This is a genomic window from Halotalea alkalilenta, assembly GCF_001648175.1.
Classification (GTDB): domain Bacteria; phylum Pseudomonadota; class Gammaproteobacteria; order Pseudomonadales; family Halomonadaceae; genus Halotalea; species Halotalea alkalilenta_A.
On sequence record NZ_CP015243.1, the window covers coordinates 2,997,905 to 3,018,296 of the forward strand.

Consider the following 20,392-nt stretch of genomic DNA (forward strand, 5'->3'; position numbering starts at 1 on the left):
TTACGGGCGCTCGGTCGATCTATCGGAATACACATTCCTGGATCATCGGGCGTCCCATGAAAAACCTCCGTTTGACTCTTCAGCTCGGTATAGCGCTGTCGGTGAGCTTCGCGCTCTTCGTGCTGGTGATAAGCATCGCCATGCTGAGTTTCTCCTCGATGGACCGGCTACGGGAGGACACCGCCCGCCAGGCGCAACTGTCCGAAAGCATGATCAATGCCTACAGCCAGCTGCGCCAGGTTCGGTTGACGTCGATTCGCGCAGCCATCGCCGGTCGAAGCGGTGATCTCGCCCAGCAGCGCCAAGCGCTCCAGAGCGCGGAGCAATTGCTCGCGGAGGTGCAGCAGTCGTTCGATGCCTATCTCTCCCGTGAAGGCACCTCCAGCGCCGTCAACGTCATCGACCAGCAGCTGGGCGCCGCTTTCGCCGGCTACGTCGCCAATATCATAGAACCGACGCTCAACTATGCGCGCCGCTCGGATGTCGACGGGTTGAATGCGCTGACGCTCAATGCGGTGCAGCCCAACGCCGATTTCAACCAAGCGATCCGGGCGATCCTGGACTTCCGCAATCAGCGCGCGGCCGAAGTCGAAGCCGCTACGGACCGAACCAACTTGCGCAACACCCTGGTGATGGCCGCCTGCCTGCTCTTCTCGCTGATGCTTTGCGTCGTCACCTTCCTGATGCTGCGCCGCAGCGTGGTCACCCCGCTCGTCCGCGCCCAGTCGCACTTCGAGCGTATCGCCCAGGGTGATCTCTCCAGGCCGATCGAGACACTGGGACGCAACGAGATCGGCCAGCTCTACGCCGCGCTCGGCAAGATGCAGAACATGCTGAAGGACAACGTCTCCCAGGTCCGCGAAGGCGCGCAGGCGATCCATCACGGCGCACGCGAAATCGCTCAAGGCAACACCGACCTCTCGAGTCGTACCGAGCAGCAGGCCGCATCGCTCGAGGAGACCGCCTCGAGCATGGAGCAGATGACCTCCACCGTGCGCCAGAACGCCGCCAATGCCGAACAGGCACGCAGCCTTGCCAATCGCGCCACCGGCGTCGCCGAACGCGGCGGCGAGGAGATGAAGCAAGTGGTCGGCGGGATGGAGGACATCTCGAATACCGCAGGCCAGATCTCATCGATCATCGCGATGATCGACGGTATCGCCTTCCAGACCAACATCCTCGCCCTCAACGCCTCGGTGGAAGCAGCCCGCGCCGGCGAGCACGGCCGCGGCTTCGCAGTGGTGGCCGGCGAAGTACGCAACCTCGCCACCCGATCGGCCGAAGCGGCCGGCGAGATCAAGAACCTGATCGAGAACGTCAGCGGCAAGATCGACGCCGGCAGCCAGATTGCGCTGAGCGCAGGCAAGACCATGCAGGAAGTGGTCGACGGCATTCGCGAGGTCAACCAGTTGGTCAGTGAGATCGCCTCCGCCTCCAAGGAGCAGAGCGACGGCATCGAACAGGTCAACCAAGCGGTCAGCGAAATGGACAGCGTGACCCAGCAGAACGCCGCGCTGGTCGAGCAGGCCGCCGCCGCCGCCGCCTCACTCGAACGTCAGGCCGCCGAGCTTGCCGAGACCGTAGAGCGCTTCCGCCTGGGTGACGAAAATGCCCGCGAGACCAGCCAAGCGCCGTCGCTGCCCCGCCCCTCCTCCACGTTGCCATCGGCGACCAAAGTGCCAGCACTCAGGACACCGGTAGGTGACAAACGAGTGGCATCGAAGAGCGAATCAGTCGAAGAGTGGACCGAGTTCTGACCCCCGCGCAAACGAACACCTCCAGCCCGCCAGCGTGCGGGCTTTTTGACGTCCGCCAGGCGGCGAGCATTATAGGAAGACGCTCGGGGTTCTCGGCCGAGGAAGCCACCCGGCTGCACGCCGCTTCGCGCCAGCAGATCAACGACACGCGGCGGCTCAAAGAGCAACTGCTGTCGGCGCTGGCCGAGTGGATTACGCAGCATCACCTGAAGCAGGCCGAGGCCGCGAAGATCATGAGGGTATCGCGCCCGCGTGTGTCCGATGTGGTGAACAAGAAAACCGAGAAGTTCACCATCGACGCGCTAGTGGAGATGCTGAGCCGGGTTGGGGAGCCGGTCCGGCTGGCGATAGGGTGACACAGGCAACCACGCGCTCGCGCAGAGATGACAGCCCGGCTACCAGCGAAGCTTCACCCGCAGTCGAGCGACCGCCTGGGAATGCAGCTGGCTGACCCTGGACTCGGTGACGCCGAGCACCGCACCGACCTCCTTGAGGTTCAACTGCTCCTGGTAGTACAGCGCCAGCAGCACCCGCTCGCGCTCCGGCAGCATCTCGATCGCATCATGCAAACGCTTGCGCTGCTCGGCATCGAGGCAGGCCTGGTCCGGCGCGACGAAGGGAGCCAGCTCCTCATCGACCCTGCTGGTGGGCTGATCGTCCTCACTGCTTTCGGTGAAGGTCGAGAACAACCCGTCGTTGACCTCGCCGATCAGCTGGCGATAGGCCTCGAGCGACATATCGAGATACTCGGCGATCTCCCGCTCGCTCGCCGCGCGGCCGTGACGCTGCTCGAGCTCGCGCATCGCTCGCTCGACCTCGCGATAGCCCCGACGCACACTGCGCGGCAGCCAGTCGCGCGAGCGCAGCTCATCGACCATCGCGCCGTGCACGCGCTGGGAGGCATAGGTAGGAAAACTGGTGCCCAGGCTCGGATCGAAACGCTCGAGCGCATCCAGCAGCCCGATCATCCCGGACTGGATCAAATCCTCGAGCTCGACGCTCGAGGGTAGCCGCACGGAAAGCGACAGCGCCTGACGGCGCACCATGGGCAGGTAGCGTTCGATCAGTGCGGCGCGCTCCAGCCGCCCCTTCGCGGTGTAGATCGCCACTTCTCGATACCTCCAGCGAAGCGGGCCAACGCCCGCGGATGATGACAATCCTGTGCTCCCGTGCCCGCGGGTATCGAAACCGCGAAAGCGAGCACTTTGCCCATTGTCATCCTGATGGCCACCCCGCCATCGCCGGAAAAACCGCGCTTTTACCCCCCTGACCGAACGATGACGCAGCCCAGGATCGATGACCGCCACGCAAAGAATGCGCAATTTTCCTAAAGCAAAGTCGATCCACGTCGATAACCACTATGCGACGGCGAGCAGCGCCGAAGACCCAAGCCCGCGCCCACAAGGGCCCAAGCATTCAAGGACATAGAGCCATGGCACAAGTCATCTCCACCAACACTCTGTCGCTGATGACACAGAACAACCTCAGCAGATCGCAGAGCCAGCTCAACACCGCGATCGAGCGTCTTTCCTCGGGCCAGCGGATCAACGGTGCCAAGGACGACGCGGCCGGCCTCGGCATCGCCAACCGCCTGAGCGCCCAGATCACCGGCCTCAACCAGGCTAACCGCAACGCCAACGACGGCCTGTCGATGGCGCAGACCGCCGACTCCACCCTTGGCCAGGTGCAGGACAACATCCAGCGCATCCGTGAACTGACGGTCCAGGCCAGCAACGGTACGCTGACCGAAGATGACCGCGCCTCGATCCAATCCGAAGTCGACCAGCGTCTCGAGGAAATCACCCGCCTCACCGAACAGACCCAGTTCAACGGGATCAACCTGCTGGATGGCACCAACGCAAGCGTCACCATCCAGGTCGGCGCCAATGACGGCCAGACCATCGAACTGACACTGCAGGACACTTCCCTCGCTACGCTGGCACTTGATGGGTTCGCCGTCGAAGAAGGTGGCGATGCCTCCACGCAGCTCGCGACCCTCGACGCCGCGCTGAACACCATCGACAACGCGCGCGGCGTGCTCGGTGCCCAGCAGAACCGTCTGGAATCGGCGATCGACGGCAACGCAGCGCTTTCGACCAACCTCTCGGCGGCCCGTTCGCAGATCGCCGATGCCGACTACGCCCAGGAAGTGTCGAACATGACCACCGCCAACATCCTCCAGCAGGCTGGCACCTCGGTACTGGCGCAGGCCAACCAGCGTCCGCAGAACGTCCTGTCCCTGCTGCAGTAAGCGAGCGAGAGCAGGCAACGAAAAGGGCGCCGCGGCGCCCTTTTTTCATCCCCCAGGTTCGCTTCCCGCTTGATGCATGACGCTTGATAACTAGATCAAGGAGCGTGGCATGACCCTTCCGCCGATTCCGCCGCAGTCGACCCAACTCCCCAGCGCCACCCTCCCAGCCGCGACAGAGCCCCTCGCCACTGCTCTACCCCAGGTCGAGGCGCCTCAAGCCGAACGGAACTCACCCGCCGTGGAGCGGGAGATGGAACCGCAAGCGCCATTGAACGCACTGGAAATCGCCCAGCAAGCGTTCGCCGACCTCGGCGTGACCTTCGAGATCGACGAAGGCAGCGATCGGCTGATCATCAAAGTGGTCGATCGCACCAGCGGCGAGCTGATCCGTCAAATCCCCTCCGAAGAGATGCTCAGAATCGCAACGCGCCTGGAAACCGGCAGCGTCACCCCCGGCAGCCTGTTGGATGAGTGGGCGTAAGACCGACTGTTCGCCACCCTCCGATCGTCCCGAGCGGCGGCGGTGAGGCCGTGGTTCGACTCGGCTCGTTCCTCGCCGGCTTTCCATGAACCCCCTCCGAGTTCTCCTCGACAGGGGGATGATCAGGGGGAGATTGGGCGGTCGTCATATCGTTCTTCCTCAACTTTCAGGCAGAAGCATTTTGAGCTTCAGTCTGGATAGGCGTCACGGAGAACCCGAGCTGCTTGGCGAGTCGACGCATGGAACGTTGCTTGGTTTCCAGCGCCTGTGCCTCGTAGTACTGGAGTCCGTGTTCGACATAGTCCAATCCTTTGACCATGACGCGCCAGAACAGCGCCGCGAGTTTGCGCGCCAGGGCGATATTGGCGATCAATCCACCTCGGCGACCCGCCATCCGACGGTAAAAACCGCCCAGCGCAATGTGTTTGCTGCGAGCGAGGCTGCGGGCCATGACGCAAAACAGGCGCCCAGCACGATTACGCCTGCGCTTGGCCGAGCGTTGGCGCTTACCGCTCTGATGACTCCCGGGGGCCAGCCCGGCCCAAGCGGTGAAGTGTTTCTCGGTCGGCCACTGGGTCAGGTCGGTTCCCACTTCACCTATGAGTTGCAGGACGCTGTAGTCCGTATGGGCGGGAAGCACGGTGAGATCATTGCCTCCACACAGAGCCACCAGCATCGGATGCAGGTCATCGATCTGGGGTGCATTGGCACCGCCTCGCTTGTGCGCCTTGGACGGCGGCGACGTCGGAGGATCGACGTCGATCGAACGGAGCACCGCTTCGATCTGTTGGTCGCAAGCCCTGATCAAACGCTGGTAGTGCTCCCAGCTTTCCAGCGCCTGGCGCAACGCGAACAGATGCTCCTCGGCCCAGGTCCCTTGCAGAGAGGCTTTGATCCGTTCGGCCTTCTGCTGGCGGATCTGCACGTCGCACAAAGCCAGCAGTCGCTCAGGATCGCGTTCACCCTCGAGCATCGACCGGATCACCGCCATGCCGCTGCGGCCCACCAGGTTGCTGATGACATCGTGCAATTTGATGTTCATCCGCTCCAAGGCCTTCTGCAGATGCTGCACATGCCCTGCGGCCAGCGTGATGTGGTCCTGGCGCAGTCGCAGGTAATCCTGCAAGCGCCGGATCTCGGCTGGGGGCACGAAGCCTGCCCGCAAGAGTCCGTGCGCGTGCAACGTCGCTCCCCACTGGCAATCCTTCATATCCGTCTTGCGACCCGGCAGATTGCGGGTGTGCTTACCGTTGACCATCAGCACCTGTAGTTTCGCGGCTTCCAGCACGCTGTACAGGGGCAGCCAGTAGATCCCCGTGGCCTCCATGGCCACCGACTTCACCTTCTGCGACAACAGCCAGTCGCGTAGCTCATGCAGCTGTGCCGTGAACGTGCCGAATACCTTCGGCTCCCCCCCGGCAATCGACACATGCATCTGCTCGCTGCCGACATCCACGAAGGCTGCCAATGGATCCAATACCGGTAAGTGGGCCATCTTATAGCTCCTGGGAACGGGTCGATGGAGAAGGGGTTACCGCAAGCCCGGTCGTGTTCTGGGAAGACAAATCTTTCCAACGGGAAGCCAGGCTCACCATAATGCGCAGCAGCCCACGACCAGAGCCATTCTCACCACCGGGCACCCGGCACCAAAAGACATGCGGCCACGCTGCTTGCGGCAACACAGCCATGCTACTCGGGTTCAAGGTCCATGCGCAGTGCCATCGCGATGGCACAGGAGGCTCACCACGAACGGCCTGGGGGTGGCTCATTCCTCGCCGGCTCACCACGAACGGCCTGGGTGGCTCGTTCCTCGCCGGCTATCCGAGCATCCCGAGTAAGCGAAGCGCATCGAAGGGCGCGAATGAGGTTTTCCGGATCCAGGGCTCGGCAACCACACCTACCCGTTCGTCCCGAGCGGCGTTCCTACTCACCGAGGTGCCGGCTCATCGCGACAGTTGGGAACGCCAGTCGAGGGATCGAGCGGCAGCGCCAAGGCCGTGGTTCGACTCGGCTCGTTCCTCGCCGGCTCACCACGAACGGCCTGGGGGTGGCTCATTCCTCGCCGGCTCACCACGAACGGCCTGGGTGGCTCATTCCTCGCCGGCTATCCGAGCATCCCGAGTAAGCGAAGCGCATCGAAGGGCGCGAATGAGGTTTTCCGGATCCAGGGTTCGGCAACCACACCTACCCGTTCGTCCCGAGCGGCGTTCCTACTCACCGAGGTGCCGGCTCATCGCGACAGTCGGGAACGCCAGTCGAGGGATCGAGCGGCAGCGCCAAGGCCGTGGTTCGAGACGAGATGTTCTCCGAGCGCCCTGAGCGAGCGCAGCGAATCGAAGGACACGAACGCCATTCCCCCGTCGGATTCAACCCCTGCGCTGCTCACGCAGTGCCCGCACCTGCTCGGCCGGTAGGCCCACCAAGTCGGCGATCGTCGCATCATCCATCTCGGTTCGACTGATCATGCTGAGCGCAGTGGCGATGAGCGCACTCTCGCGTCCCTGCTCACGCCCTTTGGCGAGCCCTTTCTCCAACCCTTCCTCCAGCCACCGCTGCGGCCATTTCTTCGCCCGTTCGGTCAACATACCTTGCACCTCGCTGAGTTCATCCAGAGTGGTCCAATCCTGCAACTCGTCGGCGGGAACCCACTGCGGCAGCAGTACACGCTTGATCCAGCCAACGAAATGACGGCGCAGCTGCGCTTGTTCCTGACCTTGCAGTGAGTTGGAGTCATCTTCAGTCGCCATGCTGTGAATGTGCAAAAGTCACAACGGCCGATCCAGACGACGCTTCAACCCAAGGGGAAAGCGACCCTCACACCTGCATGTTCATCACTTCACGATAGGCGCTGACCAGCCGGTTACGCACCTGGACGCTCATGTTCAGCGCGATGCTGCCCTTTTGCAGATCGATCATCACGTCGTTGAGCGAGACGCCGGGGTCACCGCGTTCGTAGGCCTGGGACTGGATCTCGGCGCTTTGACGCACGCTATCGACGCGATCGATCGAACGCTTGAGCGAGGCGGCGAAGTCGAGCCCATCGCGGTTCGCATCATCGGCCCGGAGCATGCGGGTTACGCCACCGGCAGCTTGGGCGGCGGTGGCCTCCAGCGCCTGCAGGGCGCTGGCTAGGGCGCCAGAGGCAACGGTCATGGCATCTCTCATTGCAGCGAGGCTCAATCAACGATCGATCACCGATCCATCGATGAGACCCAGGAAGGAAACTCACCCTCGAACGCCGGGCATGCCGCCGGATCAGACCCAGGCGGATGCGACGAGACGAGGATGTCGATCGCAGGCTACCACTGGCGCGTCAGTTCGATCGGCGTAAATGAGCCCGATTTATCGACCTACTCGTCGGTTTGCTACGCAGGCCCGGGGCCAATAATGGGTGACATCTGTATTTACACACCGTTACACCCAATGCACCGCGATCGCAGCGGGTGCTTCGTGCCAAGGACGTCCCACCCGGTGATCTTGATCAGCTACCAGCCTTCGTCTCGCTCCCTCGCCGCTTGCGAGCGCCAGACATGACTTCAGCGAACGCCCGCACCGGGCTGGACCCCGCCCGACTGAAAGAGGCGCTGGCCAAGCTACGCACAGCGCCACTGATCGGTGTGGCGGTAGCCATCGCTGCGTCCCTCGCGATTCTCATCGTACTGCTGCTGTGGGCGCGCTCGCCCGACTACAAGCCGCTCTACTCCAACCTGAGCGACCGGGACGGCGGCGCCATCGTCGCCCAGCTCGAGCAGATGCAGATTCCCTATCGCTTCTCCGCCAGCGGTTCCACGGTGTTGATTCCCGCGGAGCAGATCGACCGTACCCGATTGACGCTCGCGGGCCTCGGGCTGCCGAAAGGCGGCGCGGTAGGCTTCGAGCTGATGGATGCCCAGCCGTTCGGGGTCAGCCAGTTCACCGAGCACGTCAACTACCAGCGTGCGCTCGAAGGCGAGCTCGCCCGCTCGATCGAGACGCTGGGTCCCGTCGCCTCGGCGCGCGTCCATCTGGCGATCCCGCAGCCGACGGTGTTCGTTCGCGATCGCCGCACGCCAAGCGCTTCGGTAGTGGTCGAACTCCATCCGGGCAGGGCGCTGGATACTTCCCAGGTCGCCGCGGTGACCCACCTGGTGTCCAGCAGCGTCTCCGAAATGCCGATCGATGGCATCAGCGTGGTGGACCAGAACGGCAACCTGCTGACCAGAAGCGGCCTCGGCGACGCCGGTGCGGACGATGCCCGGCTCAAATACACCCAGGAGGTCGAGGAGCGGCTGCGCAAGCGGATCGAGGCCTTGATCGGCGCCCTGGTCGGCCGCGACAACGTGCTTACCACGGTCACCGCCGACATCGACTACTCGAGCGCCGAGCACACCCAGGAACACTACGATCCCAACGCGGATCCACAGTCGACCGCGGTGCGCAGCCGCCAGTCCAACGATGCCGAGCAGCTCGGTGCCAATGGCATCGGCGGCGTACCCGGTGCGCTTTCCAACCAGGCTCCCGAATCACAGCCACAGACGATCAACGCCCAGCAGGGCGAGCAGGCCGAGGGCGACGAGCAGGACGAACCCAACCGGCCACCCTCCTCGATGCAGCGCAGTGAAACGGTCAACTACGAACTCAACCGCATGGTGCGCCATGTCAGGGAAGCGCGCGGGGCGATCAACCGGCTCTCCGTCGCGGTGGCAGTCAATTATCGCGCGGACGCGGAAGGCGTGGCCCAGCCGCTCGAAGCCGAGGTGCTGGAGCGGATCAGCCGCTTGGTACGCGAGACGATGGGATTCTCGGAAAGCCGCGGCGATAGCCTCGAAGTGGTCAATGCCCCATTCAGCGAATCGATCGACGTCGTGGCCGAATCGAACTGGTGGCAAGACCCGCGCCTGATCGAGCTGGCACTGGAGTATGCCCGCTACCTCGCGATCGCCCTGGTTGCATGGCTGCTGTGGCGACGGCTGGTCCGGCCGGCCCTGAACCGCCAGCGCGTCGAGCGCGAGGAGCGAACACGCATAGTCGCCGAGGCCGAAAGCGAGGCGATGCAGACCGCCAGCCGCGTGGAAGCCGAGCAGCAGGCGCAGATCCACGAGCAGCGCAATCAGCTGGCCCGCAAACGCCAGGACGAACAGCGGATCCAACGGGTCCGCGAAAAGGCACGCAAGGATCCCCGCCTGATCGCGATGATCCTCAAGGGATGGATGAACGAAGATGACCAGCGCCAACGTTGAGTTCAACCTCACCGCCGGGCTCGAGCGCAGCGCGATTCTGATGCTGGCGCTCGAGGAAGAGACCGCGGTCCATGTGTTCAAGCACCTCAGCATGCACGACGTGCAGCGCTTGAGCCGGGCGATGGCCGGCCTCGGCCCGCTCTCCAACGAGCGCGTCACCGAGGTGATGAACGACTTCGACGACGAGCTCGACCAGTTCAGCGCGATCAACATCGACTCGACCGAGCACCTCAAGGGCATCCTGACCAAGACCCTCGGCGAGGATCGCGCCACCGAGCTGCTCTCGGACATTCTCGAGGCCAGCAACAGCACCGGGCTCGACTCGCTCAACGGCATGGAAGCGAAGGTGATCGCCGAGCTGATCCGCGACGAACATCCGCAGATCATCGCCACCATCATCGTCCATCTCGAGCGCGGCCACGCCGCCAACGTGCTCAACCTGCTCGACGACGACCAGCGCAGCGACATCCTGCTGCGCATCGCCACCTTCGGCGGCGTTCAGCCCGCCGCACTCGCCGAGCTCGACCAGGTGCTCGGCGGCATGCTCAGCGGCAAACAGGTCAAGCGCGACAAGCTCGGCGGCGTACGTCCCGCAGCCGAGATCCTCAACCTGATGAGCAGCTCCTTCGAGGAGCAGGTGATCTCCCGGGTACGCGCCTACGACGAGGAGCTGGCCCAGCAGATCGTCGATCAGATGTTCGTGTTCGACAACCTGATCGACCTCGACGGCCAAGCGATCCAGCGGATCATCCAGGAGGTCGACAGCAACTCGCTGGCGATCGCGCTCAAGGGAACCGACGAGGCGCTGCGCGAGCACTTCTTCTCGTTCATGTCGAACCGCGCCGCCGAGATCCTCCGCGACGACATCCAGATGCGCGGCCCGATCCGGGTCACCCTGGTCGAGGCCGAACAGAAGGCGATCACCCAGCTGGCCCGCCGACTCGCCGAAAGGGGCGAAATCAACCTCGGCCACAGCGAGGAGGACTATGTCTGACCATCCTCGCCACTGGCGCCCCTGGCGGCTCCACGACCTGGGTTCCGCGCAGCCGACGCCCGCGGACAAGCTCGCGCCGGCGCGTACCAAGCGCAACGCCGAGGCGGAGATCAGCCGCGCACTGTTCGAACAAGCCAAGGAACGCGCTTGCGCCCAGGGTTTCGAACAGGGTCGCGAAGAGGGCTTCAAGCAGGGGCAGCGGGAAGGATTCGAGGCCGCGCAGCGAGCCGGGCTAGAGGGTCTTGACCAGCGCCTGGACACCCTGGTGGCACCGCTCGCCGAACTGGCACGGCGCTTCGAAGCCGCGCTGCGCGAGGAGAACGACACCATCGCTCGCGCCACCACGGAGCTTGCGCTAGAGGTCGGTCGAGTGCTCGCGGGAGACGCACTGCGACTGGCGCCTGAATACATCGTCGATGATGTCCAGGCACTGCTCGAAGAACCGTTCGAGTCCAACGCCCCACCAACGCTGCTGCTTCATCCTGAGGATCTAGCGCTGGTCGAGACACGCCTCGACGCCGAGCTGCGCGCGGCGGGCTGGCAGCTGCGCGCCAACCCCGCTCTCGAACGCGGCGACTGCCAGCTCGAAAGCATGTACCAGGTGATCGACGCCAGCCGCAGCGACCGCTGGGAACGACTGCGCCTGGCCGTCGGCCACAAGGCGCACTGAGATGAGCACCTCGTTCGATACCCAGACGCTGCGCACCGAGCGCCTCGACCGGCTCGCTCGCGCGAGTGCCGCGGTCGCCGCACTCCCCCGCTGGCGCACCTGCGGCCGGCTGCTGCGGGCGACCGGCCTGGTACTCGAGGCCGGCGGCCTGCGCCTGCCGCTGGGCGCCAGCTGCCGAGTGGAGCTAGCGAATGAAGGCGGCTTCGCCGAGGCCGAGGTGGTGGGTTTCACCCGCGACACGCTCTATCTGATGCCGTTCGAGGAGATCGCCGGCGTAGTGCCCGGCGCTCGGGTCTGGCCGCTCGACGAAAAAGGGGGCATGTCCCAGCGTCTGCCGGTGGGAGACGGTCTGCTCGGGCGCGTCGTCGACGCGCGAGGCCGCCCGCTCGACGGCCAGGGAGCGCTTCGCGACGTGGTCTCGCAATCCCTTGGCGGCACCTCCCTCAACCCGTTGGAGCGCGCACCGATCCGTGAGCCGCTCGATGTCGGGGTGCGCGCGATCAACGCGATGCTCACCGTTGGCCGCGGCCAGCGTCTCGGGCTCTTCGCAGGCTCAGGGGTCGGCAAGAGCGTGCTGCTGGGGATGATGGCCCGATTCACCGAGGCGGAGGTGATCGTGGTCGGACTGATCGGCGAGCGCGGACGCGAGGTCAAGGACTTCATCGAGAACATCCTCGGCGAATCGGGACTCTCCCGGGCCGCGGTGGTCGCCGCACCCGCCGACTGCTCGCCGCTGCTGCGCCTCCAGGGCGCGGCCTACGCCACCCGGCTGGCGGAGAACTTTCGCCAGCAGGGGCGCAATGTGCTGCTGATCATGGATTCGCTGACCCGCTATGCGATGGCGATCCGCGAGATCGCGCTGGCGATCGGCGAGCCCCCCGCCACCAAGGGCTACCCGCCCTCGGTATTCGCCCGGCTACCGGCACTGGTCGAACGCGCGGGCAACGCAGCGCCCGGCGGCGGCTCGATTACCGCTTTCTACACCGTGCTCACCGAAGGCGACGACCAGCAGGACCCGATCGCCGACGCGGCTCGAGCGATCCTCGATGGGCACTTCGTACTGTCGCGCTCGCTGGCCGAAGCCGGCCACTATCCGGCGATCGACATCGAAGCCTCGATCAGCCGCGCGATGACGGCGCTGGTCGATAGTCGTCATTTCGACTGTGTCCAGGGTCTCAAGCGGCTGATCTCCCACTACCAGCGCAACCGCGACCTGGTCAACGTCGGTGCCTACGTCTCCGGCAGCGACCCACTGCTCGACCAGGCGATCGCGCTGCAACCGATGATCGAGGCCTTCCTCTGCCAGCGAATCGACGAACGCGCCGATTTCGATACAGCCGTCCAGGCCCTCTTCGACTTGATCGAGCAGGGCAACAGTGCGTCAAGGAGCCGACCAAGATGAGCGAGCAGTCACTCAAGATGCTGATCGATCTCGCCACCGAGCGCCGCGATAGTGCGACGCTCGCGCTGGCCGAACTGAAACGCGCGCTGGGCGCGAGTGAAAGCCAGCTAAGCCAGCTCGAAGAGTATCGCCAGGGCTATCGTAACCGTCTGCGCGAGGCGATGGCCCAGGGGGTATCGCCCGGCCAGCTCGATAACCAGCGCCGCTTCCTCGAAGCGCTCGATACCGCGATCGCGCATCAGCGACAGCGCCGCGACGACGACCAGGTACGCCGCGAACAGGGGCTCGCGACCTGGCGACAGGACCAGCGCAAGGTCGACGCACTCTCCACCCTCGCCAGCCGACGCAAGCAGGATGCGAACCACCGCGAGCGACGCCTGGAGCAGCTTCGCAACGATGAGTACGCCAGTCGCGCCCAGTCGCAGTACACCTAGGACGCATCGACCCTCATCCCGGCCGCGCCGACAAGTTTCGCTTCACGCAGGGGAAAAACGCCATGCAGATCGCCTTCAATCCGAGCCCGAACATCGACACGACGCGCGACCTCGTTCCCCGTGCGGAGCAAGACGCGAGCTTCTCCTCGCTGCTCGATCAGGCAAGTTCATCACTCTCGCCGCAGCCGGGGCTGGCCCATCAGCCGCACTCATCCGCGGATGTCGGCCAGCCACGCACGATCGCCCCAGAAGGCGGCGATCACGACCAGGGCGGGACGAGCGAAACCGAAGCCGCTGAAGCGCTCCCGGACATCGCCCTGGTCAACCCGCCCTCCTCGAGCTCGGCCGATGCCCCATCGGTGAGGACCGAATCGCCAAACCAAGCCGGCGTCGCCAAAGACGCCGCGACTGCGCTCCCCGTGGAAGCACTCCCCGCGGAGAACGGTGTCTCGAGCAGGCCGCAAGCGACGGTCGCGCCAGCTCCCGCCGCAGCGTCCGCAGATCACCAGCCCGACACCCCGGCGACCATGCGAGCGGTCATCGACTCACGCGTCCTACCGCAAGAAGCACGAGCGCTCGTCCAACAGGCATCGGGTATCGCCACGACCGCGAACACCGCCTCTGACAGCGTTGACGACACCGCGGTCGAGCGCCCCCAAACCGAAGTGCGCTCGGCGCCCAGCACCGCGCGTGAGGCATTCAGCCCAGCCAGCTCATCCACGCTCCGGTCGCGTGCGGACCTGAGCCTTGAAGACAGTCTCAACCGGTTTCGCTCATTCAAGCCCGCCAGCGCAGAGGTCAGTGGGCGCGCCGCCGACACGATCACCACCGTGCCAGCGGCTGCGTTGACGGCCTCACCGCAGGGACAATCCAGTTCCATCCCAGCGGCCAGCAGCAGCGAAGTGCCCAGTGCCACCTTGACCGAGCAGGTTGGCGAGCAGGAATGGACCAACTCGCTGGCCACCCGCCTGACCGGCCTCGGCAATACCCCTGGCGTGCGCACGCTCGAACTGAGCCTCAACCCGGCAGAGCTTGGGCCGCTGTCGGTATCGCTGAGCGTCGATACCAAATCCCAAGCCGTACTCCGTCTCGAAATGGCCCACCCACAGACCCGCAAAGCGCTGGACGACTCGCTCGACAAGCTGCGCGAGGCCTTCAGCGAACGCGGCCTGACCCTTGCCCAGGCACAGCTCGTCGAACGCCCCTCGGCCACCGCCACGACGACTCAGCAGCAAAACGGCGCACAGCCGCAGTTCTCCCAGAACGGCGACACGAGCGGGTTCGCGGGTCAGCAGCAAGCGTTTCAGCAAGGCAGCGGCCAGCGCCCGGATGCCCCCCTCACTCAGCCTGACTCGATCGAAGCGGCTGCGTCCGCAGGAGCCACCGACGAACAAGCGACGGGTGCCAGTCAGCAGACACCCCGGCTCTCGGGGGGAGTCGATCTATTCGCCTGACCACCGCACATCGCGAACCACGGCCTTGGTGCGTAGCAACGCCGCTCGGGACGAACGGGTAGGTGTAAACCGTTCGTGCCCCTCGATGCGCTTCGCTTACTCGGGATGCTCGGATAGCCGGCGAGGACCCTTCGACTCGCGGTACTCGCTCAGGGCGCTCGGAGACATCCCGTCTCGAATCACCACCGCAAAGCCACGAGTTGAACCCGCCATCGCCCTCTGTTCGGGCCATCGCTCCCGGCAGCAGGTTCTACCATGGTTGCGGTGTATGCCTGCTACTTCGATCCTCTTCCGGCCTGTCCGGACCGCCTGAGAAACGTTTCATGTCCGATCCCACAGCCGCCAAGCCGGCACCCAACTCCAGCAAAAAATGGCTGGTCATCGGCTTGGTGCTGATGCTTGCACTGCTCGGAGCCGGTGCAGCCGGTTGGTTCTTCCTCTCATCCCAGGCACCCAACGAAGCGCCCAGCGCGGCCCCCGCTCAGCCGCCGACCTTCTATGCGCTTCAGCCGTTCACGGTCAATTTCAACGACGACAGCGGCAGGATGCTCCATCTCGGTCTCAGCCTCGAGCTCGAAGACCCGTCCAGCGCCCAGCATCTGGCCAACTACATGCCAGAGATCCGCAACCGCATCCTGCTGCTGCTTGCCGAGCAGCCCGCGGATCGGCTCGAAACCGCTAACGACAAGCGTCGGCTCGCCGAGGAACTGCGCGCGCTGTTCTCCCAGCCCTTCGATGGTGTCAACGGGTTTCCAGTACGCCAGGTACTGTTCACCGATTTCATCGTGCAGTGATCCATGGCCAACGACCAGCTTTCCCAGGAAGAGATCGATGCGCTGCTCAACGCCGGTGACGACGACGGCGACGAACGTCCGAAAGAGCAGTTCCACAACGGCAAGCGAATCCTGCCCTTCGACCCCGCATCGGCGAAGCGCAGTATCAGAATCAGCCGGCTGCCAGGGCTCGAGCTGATCAACGAGCGTTTCGCTCGCCGCTTTCGCAACTCTCTGTTCGATCTGATCAGGCGCGGATCCGACATCACCGTGATGTCCCAGCGGCTCGAGAAGCACGTCGACTTCGCCCGCAACCTGCCGGTGCCGGCGAACCTCAACGTGATCAGCCTGTCTCCTCTGCACGGCCAGGCGCTGGTGGTCTTTCCACCCGAGTTCGTGCTGCTGGTGGTCGATAGCCTGTTCGGCGGCGACGGTCGCTTTGCGCTGAAGACCGAGGGCCGCGATTTCACCCGCACCGAACAAAGGATCATCAGCCGGCTACTGGGCATCGCGCTGCAGTGCTATGGCGAAGCGTGGGAAGAGATCTACGTGGTCGCGCCGCTCCACCAGCGCTCAGAGACCCAGGCCAAGTTCGCCAGCATCGTCAATATGCCGAGCGAGCTGGTGGTACATACCACCTTCCGCCTCGAAGTCGGCGCTTTCGGCAGCGATTTCCACATCTGCATGCCCTATTCGATGATCGAACCGATCCGGGAACTGCTCAGCGGACCGATGCAGCGCGGAGCACCCGAGCAGGAGCGTGTACGTATCGAGCGCCTCAGCCGCGAGGTCGAGAACTCGAGCGTGGATCTGGTCGCCGAGTTCACCAAGCTCGAACTCTCACTCAGCGAAGTCGCAAGCCTCGAATGCGGCCAGATACTACCTATCGACCTGCCCCAGACCTTGACCGCCAACATCGATGGCGTGGCCGTGATGGAGTGCGAATTCGGTCGCTTGAACGACCGCAAGGCGCTGCGCGTCACCCGCTTGATCGACCATCCGGCACCGACGCTGGATCGCCTCGCGCGCAGCCAGGCCGCGCGCGACGGCGATGCGAAACAGGACCGGACGACGACTGATAAGGAAGCTTGACCATGAGTGATGAGAAGAAGACCTCAGAGCAGGAAGAACTCGATGATATCTGGGGCGAGGCGATGGCCGAGCAGCAGGCTGAGCCGACGGATGACGCCTCCCCGCCGAGTGAGGAGGTTTTCAAACCGCTGCAGGAGAGTACCGCCGAAGGCGATCCACGCGATCTGAGCATGGTGATGGACATCCCAGTGACCCTGTCGGTCGAGCTTGGCCGCACGCGACTGACGATCCGGGAGCTGCTCGATCTCGCCAAGGGCTCGGTGGTCGAGCTCGAAGGCCTCGCCGGCGAGCCGATGGATATCATGATCAACGGTTATCTGGTCGCACAAGGCGAAGTGGTGGTGATCGAGGAGCGCTACGGTATCCGTATCACCGACATCGTCACTCCCTCTGAACGGCTGCAGCGGTTGAAACGCCGCGGATGAGCGAGACCATTTCCATCGCGGCGAACGACAATGGCGCCGCCCATGTCGAACAGCCCGCCGCCGACTATGGGCAGATCGGTGCCGGTGTCGCCGACCCGCTGGTAGGCGCGGGCAAGACCGCTCTCGCACTCGTGGTGGTGATCGCGCTGATCCTCATCGTATGCGCGGCGCTGAAGCGCTTCTCGCCGCAGCGGCCCCGCGGCGGCGGCGCGCTCAAGGTGGTCGCCAGCCAGCCGGTCGGCCAGCGCGAGCGGGTGGTGCTGGTCGAGGTCGATGACACCTGGCTGGTACTGGGGGTCGGTGCCGGCCGGGTGGAAAAGCTCCACAGCCTTCCGGCCAGGCGCGACCCGCAAGACGCTCCCTCCACACCGGGCAGCTTCGCTCGAGTGCTTGCCCATGCTCGTGGCCACAAGGGTGGGCAGGATGGTTGATCGTCATCGCGCGATCGGGGTGTTCGCCACTGCGCTATTCGTCGTGCTGCCGGATATCGCCGCCGCCCAGGCCCTGCCAGGGATAGTCAGCCAGCCCACCGCCGATGGCGGACAAAGCTGGTCGCTGCCGATCCAGACGCTGGTACTGCTCACTTCGCTGACCTTTCTGCCAGCGGCGCTGCTGATGATGACCGCCTTCACCCGGATCGTGATCGTGCTGGGCCTGCTGCGTACCGCACTCGGCACACCGACCACGCCTCCCAACCAGGTGCTGATCGGACTGGCGTTGTTTCTGACCTTCTTCGTCATGTCACCGGTCTTCGAGCAGATCTACGATCGCGCCTACCTGCCGCTGGCCAGCGAAGAGATCACCTTCCAGCAGGCGATCGAGGAAGGCGTGGAGCCGCTCAAGACCTTCATGCTCCACCAGACCCGCGAAACCGATCTGGCAATGTTCGCGCGGATCAGCAACGCGCCGGAACTGGAAAGTCCAGAAAGCGTGCCGCTGCGACTGCTGATGCCCGCCTTTCTCACCAGCGAGCTGAAAAGCGCATTCCAGATCGGCTTCATGATCTTCATTCCATTTTTGATCATCGACCTGGTGGTGGCGAGCGTGCTGATGGCGCTGGGGATGATGATGGTGCCGCCAGTGACCATCTCGCTTCCTTTCAAGCTGATGCTGTTCGTGCTGGTCGACGGCTGGGGCCTGCTGATCGGCTCGCTGGCCCAGAGCTTCTACATATGAGCGCACCAGTGAGCAACCCCCGCGGGCGCCTGGAGGAGAATCGCCAATGACCCCGGAAATGGTGATGAGCCTGGGATTCCAGAGCATGAAAATGACCCTGCTGGTAGCCGCGCCGATGCTGCTCGCGGCGCTCTCCGTCGGCCTCCTGGTCAGCCTGTTTCAGGCCGCGACGCAGATCAATGAGATGACCCTGTCGTTCATTCCCAAGATCCTGGCGGTGATCGGGACGATGATCCTCGCCGGTCCCTGGATACTCGGCCTGCTGGCGGACTATACCCGCGAGCTGTTCCAGCGTATCCCGCTGCTGGTCAGCTGAGCGGCCCGTGGTAGAGGTCACCTCCGCGCAGCTCTATGGCTGGCTGGCGCTCTACTTCTGGCCATTCGTGCGCATCCTCGGGCTGCTTTCCGTAGCACCGGTGTTCGGTGAAAACCAGGTACCGGCGCGCACCAAGGTGGTGCTGGCAGGACTGATCGCACTGCTGCTCGCCCCGATGCTCCCGCCGCCGCCGGCAATACCGCCGGTATCCTGGCCAGGGCTGTGGCTGATCGCCCGCGAGCTGGTCATCGGCATCGCAATGGGGCTTACCATGCGCCTCGCCCTGGCCGCGGTCCAGGCCGCGGGTGAGTACATTGGCCTGCAGATGGGACTTTCCTACGCCTCGTTCTTCTCCCCAGACGCCGGCGGCACCACCACCGTGCTGTCGCGGCTGCTGCATCTGTTCGCCATGCTGCTGCTGCTCGCCTTCGACATCCACCTGATGATGATCCAGGTCCTGGTCGACAGCTTCCAACTGGTACCCATCGGCCCAGGAGGATTGGCCGCCGAGGGCAGCTGGCGACTAGCGAGCTTCGGCACCACCATCTTCGCTACCGGGCTATTGCTCTCGCTGCCCCTGGTGGCAGCGCTTTTGATCATCAACCTGGCAATGGGCATCCTCAACCGCGCATCGCCCCAGTTCTCGGTCTTTTCGGTGGGTTTTCCGATCACGCTACTGGCGGGATTGCTGCTACTGATGGTGATGCTCCCCGAGCTCGGCGGATACTTCTCTCGCCTGTTCAGCGACGCACTGCGCACCATGCAGAGCATCGCCGCGGGATTCGCCGGCGGTTGAGACTTGCCCAGAGGAACCCGGCGTCAGAGACGAAACCGTGGTTCGACTCGAGATATTTCCGAGCGCCCTGAGCGAGTACCGCGAGTCGAAGGGTCCTCGCCGGCTATCCGAGTATCCCGAGTAAGCGAAGCGCATCGAGGGGCACGAACGTACAGATAAGCCCGTTCGTCCCGAGCGGCGTTCCTACACGCCAACACATCGGTTCGACGCAACGAATGGGAACGCCAGTCGAGGGACCCGAAGCTAGCGCCGGGCCCGTGGCTCCACTCAGCCGTTGAGCAGATCGAACATCGACAGCTGCTGACTCTGGGCGATGCTCCTCATCGCGACCTCGAGCGCGAGACTGGTCATGGCCGCCTCGGAGAGCGCCTGGGCGTAGTCGACGTCGCGTAGCCCGCTGATCTCGTCCTGCCGGGAAACGTCGCGGTCGCTGCTGAGTTCGTCGAGCCGTTCGAGCTGGTTGAGGCGGCTGCCGCCCAGTGCGCGGATACCTAGCACGTTGTCGAGTCCCGCATCCAAATCAGCCAGGGCGGTATCCGAGATGACATCGACATCGCCGGCCAGGAGACCATCGGCGACCTCGCGCAGCCACTCGACCAGGTCGGGTCCGTCCTCGCCCGCCGGGGACATCAGCTGATCGCGATTGACCGGACCATCGATGGTCAGGCCATCGTCGATGCGATAGCTGCGCGGCTCGGCGTTGGCGCCGTCGCCCAATGGGTCCGCCGTGCCCTGCTGGCCGGAAAAGAGATAATTACCATCTGCGTCGCGGGTACGCAGCGTGTCCTCGATCCGATCCACCAGCACGGAGAGCTGCTCGCCAAGCCCTGCCACCGTCGCGCTGTCGAGCGTGCCGCTACCGGCCTGGACCAGCAGCGAGCGGGCGGAATGGAGCGTATCGGTGAGATCGGCGAGCGCGCTCTCCTGCAGCATCAGGGCACTGGTAGCAGCCGTGCGGCTAGAGGCGTACTGCTCGCTGCGCACCTGCGCCTGGGTCAGTTCGATCACTCGCGCGGCGCCCTGCGGATCGTCGGACGGACGGTTGATCCGTTGGTTGGTGGCAAGACGCTCCAGCGCGGCGTTATCGCGGGACTGCTGGCTTTGGAGCAGCTCGATGTTGCGCTGGAACATCCCGGCGGTGCTGACTCGCAT

22 protein-coding genes are annotated in these 20,392 nt (G+C 64.5%); 17 read left to right on the forward strand and 5 right to left on the reverse strand.

Going from position 1 to position 20,392, the window contains the following annotated elements:
- Positions 1-56 precede the first annotated feature (56 nt).
- Together A5892_RS20975 and A5892_RS13455 are read left to right on the forward strand one after the other, a co-directional pair.
- Positions 57-1,757: a methyl-accepting chemotaxis protein gene (locus A5892_RS20975; protein ID WP_064123239.1), complete on the forward strand. Its 1,701-nt coding sequence runs from the start codon at positions 57-59 to the stop codon at positions 1,755-1,757.
- Positions 1,742-2,113, forward strand: a complete 372-nt coding sequence (locus A5892_RS13455) for a helix-turn-helix domain-containing protein (protein ID WP_223302669.1) — start codon at positions 1,742-1,744, stop codon at positions 2,111-2,113. Before A5892_RS20975 ends, A5892_RS13455 begins: the two co-directional genes overlap by 16 nt.
- Positions 2,114-2,152: 39 nt before the next feature.
- Here A5892_RS13455 and A5892_RS13460 read toward each other — a convergent pair whose 3' ends face one another.
- A complete protein-coding gene (locus tag A5892_RS13460) occupies positions 2,153-2,860 on the reverse strand; it encodes an RNA polymerase sigma factor FliA (RefSeq protein WP_064124505.1) in 708 nt (235 codons plus the stop codon).
- 329 nt (positions 2,861-3,189) lie between these two features.
- Here A5892_RS13460 and A5892_RS13465 point away from each other — a divergent pair, with 329 nt between their 5' ends.
- Together A5892_RS13465 and A5892_RS20805 are read left to right on the forward strand one after the other, a co-directional pair.
- Positions 3,190-4,008, forward strand: a complete 819-nt coding sequence (locus tag A5892_RS13465) for a flagellin N-terminal helical domain-containing protein (RefSeq protein ID WP_064123240.1) — start codon at positions 3,190-3,192, stop codon at positions 4,006-4,008.
- A gap of 109 nt (positions 4,009-4,117) precedes the next feature.
- Positions 4,118-4,489 (forward strand): flagellar protein FlaG, encoded by a 372-nt coding sequence (locus A5892_RS20805; RefSeq protein ID WP_082890461.1) that lies wholly within the window; start codon positions 4,118-4,120, stop codon positions 4,487-4,489.
- Between the two features lie 166 nt (positions 4,490-4,655).
- Here A5892_RS20805 and A5892_RS13475 read toward each other — a convergent pair whose 3' ends face one another.
- The 3 genes from A5892_RS13475 to fliE form a co-directional block, all read right to left on the reverse strand.
- The gene (locus A5892_RS13475; RefSeq protein WP_064122123.1) at positions 4,656-5,984 is read right to left on the reverse strand and encodes an IS110 family transposase; all 1,329 of its coding nucleotides are present in this window, start codon (positions 5,982-5,984) and stop codon (positions 4,656-4,658) included.
- Between the two features lie 871 nt (positions 5,985-6,855).
- Positions 6,856-7,236 carry a hypothetical protein gene (locus tag A5892_RS20810; RefSeq protein ID WP_223302670.1) on the reverse strand — a complete coding sequence of 127 codons (381 nt, stop codon included), beginning with the start codon at positions 7,234-7,236 and terminating at the stop codon, positions 6,856-6,858.
- A gap of 67 nt (positions 7,237-7,303) precedes the next feature.
- Positions 7,304-7,642: a flagellar hook-basal body complex protein FliE gene (fliE, locus tag A5892_RS13485; RefSeq protein WP_064123241.1), complete on the reverse strand. Its 339-nt coding sequence runs from the start codon at positions 7,640-7,642 to the stop codon at positions 7,304-7,306.
- A 377-nt stretch (positions 7,643-8,019) separates the two neighbouring features.
- Between fliE and fliF the strand changes: the two genes are divergently transcribed.
- From fliF to fliR, 13 genes are all read left to right on the forward strand, one after another.
- Positions 8,020-9,708, forward strand: coding sequence for a flagellar basal-body MS-ring/collar protein FliF (gene fliF, locus A5892_RS13490; RefSeq protein WP_064123242.1), 1,689 nt, complete (start codon positions 8,020-8,022; stop codon positions 9,706-9,708).
- On the forward strand, positions 9,689-10,702 hold the full coding sequence (gene fliG, locus A5892_RS13495; RefSeq protein WP_064123243.1) for a flagellar motor switch protein FliG: 1,014 nt from the start codon (positions 9,689-9,691) through the stop codon (positions 10,700-10,702). The genes fliF and fliG overlap by 20 nt, the downstream gene beginning before the upstream one ends.
- Positions 10,695-11,372 carry a FliH/SctL family protein gene (locus A5892_RS13500; RefSeq protein ID WP_064123244.1) on the forward strand — a complete coding sequence of 226 codons (678 nt, stop codon included), beginning with the start codon at positions 10,695-10,697 and terminating at the stop codon, positions 11,370-11,372. The genes fliG and A5892_RS13500 overlap by 8 nt, the downstream gene beginning before the upstream one ends.
- A 1-nt stretch (position 11,373) precedes the next feature.
- A complete protein-coding gene (fliI, locus tag A5892_RS13505) occupies positions 11,374-12,774 on the forward strand; it encodes a flagellar protein export ATPase FliI (RefSeq protein ID WP_064123245.1) in 1,401 nt (466 codons plus the stop codon).
- Positions 12,771-13,208, forward strand: a complete 438-nt coding sequence (fliJ, locus tag A5892_RS13510; protein WP_064123246.1) for a flagellar export protein FliJ — start codon at positions 12,771-12,773, stop codon at positions 13,206-13,208. The genes fliI and fliJ overlap by 4 nt, the downstream gene beginning before the upstream one ends.
- Before the next feature lie 62 nt (positions 13,209-13,270).
- Entirely contained in the window at positions 13,271-14,662 is a 1,392-nt protein-coding gene (locus tag A5892_RS13515) for a flagellar hook-length control protein FliK (RefSeq protein ID WP_064123247.1), read from the forward strand.
- Between the two features lie 323 nt (positions 14,663-14,985).
- Positions 14,986-15,456, forward strand: a complete 471-nt coding sequence (locus A5892_RS13520) for a flagellar basal body-associated FliL family protein (RefSeq protein ID WP_064123248.1) — start codon at positions 14,986-14,988, stop codon at positions 15,454-15,456.
- 3 nt (positions 15,457-15,459) lie between these two features.
- A complete protein-coding gene (fliM, locus tag A5892_RS13525; RefSeq protein ID WP_064123249.1) occupies positions 15,460-16,527 on the forward strand; it encodes a flagellar motor switch protein FliM in 1,068 nt (355 codons plus the stop codon).
- Positions 16,528-16,529: 2 nt separating this feature from the next.
- Positions 16,530-16,952 carry a flagellar motor switch protein FliN gene (fliN, locus tag A5892_RS13530; RefSeq protein ID WP_064123250.1) on the forward strand — a complete coding sequence of 141 codons (423 nt, stop codon included), beginning with the start codon at positions 16,530-16,532 and terminating at the stop codon, positions 16,950-16,952.
- Complete coding sequence (gene fliO / locus A5892_RS13535; RefSeq protein WP_082890462.1) at positions 16,949-17,383, forward strand: flagellar biosynthetic protein FliO; 435 nt, start codon at positions 16,949-16,951, stop codon at positions 17,381-17,383. Before fliN ends, fliO begins: the two co-directional genes overlap by 4 nt.
- Entirely contained in the window at positions 17,376-18,128 is a 753-nt protein-coding gene (fliP, locus tag A5892_RS13540) for a flagellar type III secretion system pore protein FliP (protein WP_064124509.1), read from the forward strand. Before fliO ends, fliP begins: the two co-directional genes overlap by 8 nt.
- A 46-nt stretch (positions 18,129-18,174) precedes the next feature.
- The gene (gene fliQ / locus A5892_RS13545; RefSeq protein ID WP_027350593.1) at positions 18,175-18,444 is read left to right on the forward strand and encodes a flagellar biosynthesis protein FliQ; all 270 of its coding nucleotides are present in this window, start codon (positions 18,175-18,177) and stop codon (positions 18,442-18,444) included.
- Positions 18,445-18,451: 7 nt separating this feature from the next.
- Positions 18,452-19,240: a flagellar biosynthetic protein FliR gene (gene fliR / locus A5892_RS13550; protein ID WP_064123251.1), complete on the forward strand. Its 789-nt coding sequence runs from the start codon at positions 18,452-18,454 to the stop codon at positions 19,238-19,240.
- A 267-nt stretch (positions 19,241-19,507) separates the two neighbouring features.
- On the opposite strand, the gene A5892_RS13555 is transcribed toward fliR, so the two are convergent.
- Complete coding sequence (locus A5892_RS13555) at positions 19,508-20,392, reverse strand: flagellin N-terminal helical domain-containing protein (protein WP_064123252.1); 885 nt, start codon at positions 20,390-20,392, stop codon at positions 19,508-19,510.

Coding starts and splice junctions, on each gene's coding strand:
- fliF (WP_064123242.1), top strand. CDS start 8,020: ATGACTTCAGCGAACGCCCGCACCGGGCTGGACCCCGCCCGACTGAAA.
- fliQ (WP_027350593.1), top strand. CDS start 18,175: ATGACCCCGGAAATGGTGATGAGCCTGGGATTCCAGAGCATGAAAATG.
- A5892_RS20810 (WP_223302670.1), bottom strand. CDS start 7,236: ATGGCGACTGAAGATGACTCCAACTCACTGCAAGGTCAGGAACAAGCG.
- A5892_RS13520 (WP_064123248.1), top strand. CDS start 14,986: ATGTCCGATCCCACAGCCGCCAAGCCGGCACCCAACTCCAGCAAAAAA.
- A5892_RS13555 (WP_064123252.1), bottom strand. CDS start 20,392: ATGCGAGTCAGCACCGCCGGGATGTTCCAGCGCAACATCGAGCTGCTC.
- A5892_RS13465 (WP_064123240.1), top strand. CDS start 3,190: ATGGCACAAGTCATCTCCACCAACACTCTGTCGCTGATGACACAGAAC.
- A5892_RS20975 (WP_064123239.1), top strand. CDS start 57: ATGAAAAACCTCCGTTTGACTCTTCAGCTCGGTATAGCGCTGTCGGTG.
- fliI (WP_064123245.1), top strand. CDS start 11,374: ATGAGCACCTCGTTCGATACCCAGACGCTGCGCACCGAGCGCCTCGAC.
- fliE (WP_064123241.1), bottom strand. CDS start 7,642: ATGACCGTTGCCTCTGGCGCCCTAGCCAGCGCCCTGCAGGCGCTGGAG.
- fliJ (WP_064123246.1), top strand. CDS start 12,771: ATGAGCGAGCAGTCACTCAAGATGCTGATCGATCTCGCCACCGAGCGC.
- fliP (WP_064124509.1), top strand. CDS start 17,376: ATGGTTGATCGTCATCGCGCGATCGGGGTGTTCGCCACTGCGCTATTC.
- A5892_RS13515 (WP_064123247.1), top strand. CDS start 13,271: ATGCAGATCGCCTTCAATCCGAGCCCGAACATCGACACGACGCGCGAC.
- fliM (WP_064123249.1), top strand. CDS start 15,460: ATGGCCAACGACCAGCTTTCCCAGGAAGAGATCGATGCGCTGCTCAAC.
- A5892_RS13475 (WP_064122123.1), bottom strand. CDS start 5,984: ATGGCCCACTTACCGGTATTGGATCCATTGGCAGCCTTCGTGGATGTC.
- A5892_RS13500 (WP_064123244.1), top strand. CDS start 10,695: ATGTCTGACCATCCTCGCCACTGGCGCCCCTGGCGGCTCCACGACCTG.
- A5892_RS20805 (WP_082890461.1), top strand. CDS start 4,118: ATGACCCTTCCGCCGATTCCGCCGCAGTCGACCCAACTCCCCAGCGCC.
- fliG (WP_064123243.1), top strand. CDS start 9,689: ATGACCAGCGCCAACGTTGAGTTCAACCTCACCGCCGGGCTCGAGCGC.
- fliN (WP_064123250.1), top strand. CDS start 16,530: ATGAGTGATGAGAAGAAGACCTCAGAGCAGGAAGAACTCGATGATATC.
- fliO (WP_082890462.1), top strand. CDS start 16,949: ATGAGCGAGACCATTTCCATCGCGGCGAACGACAATGGCGCCGCCCAT.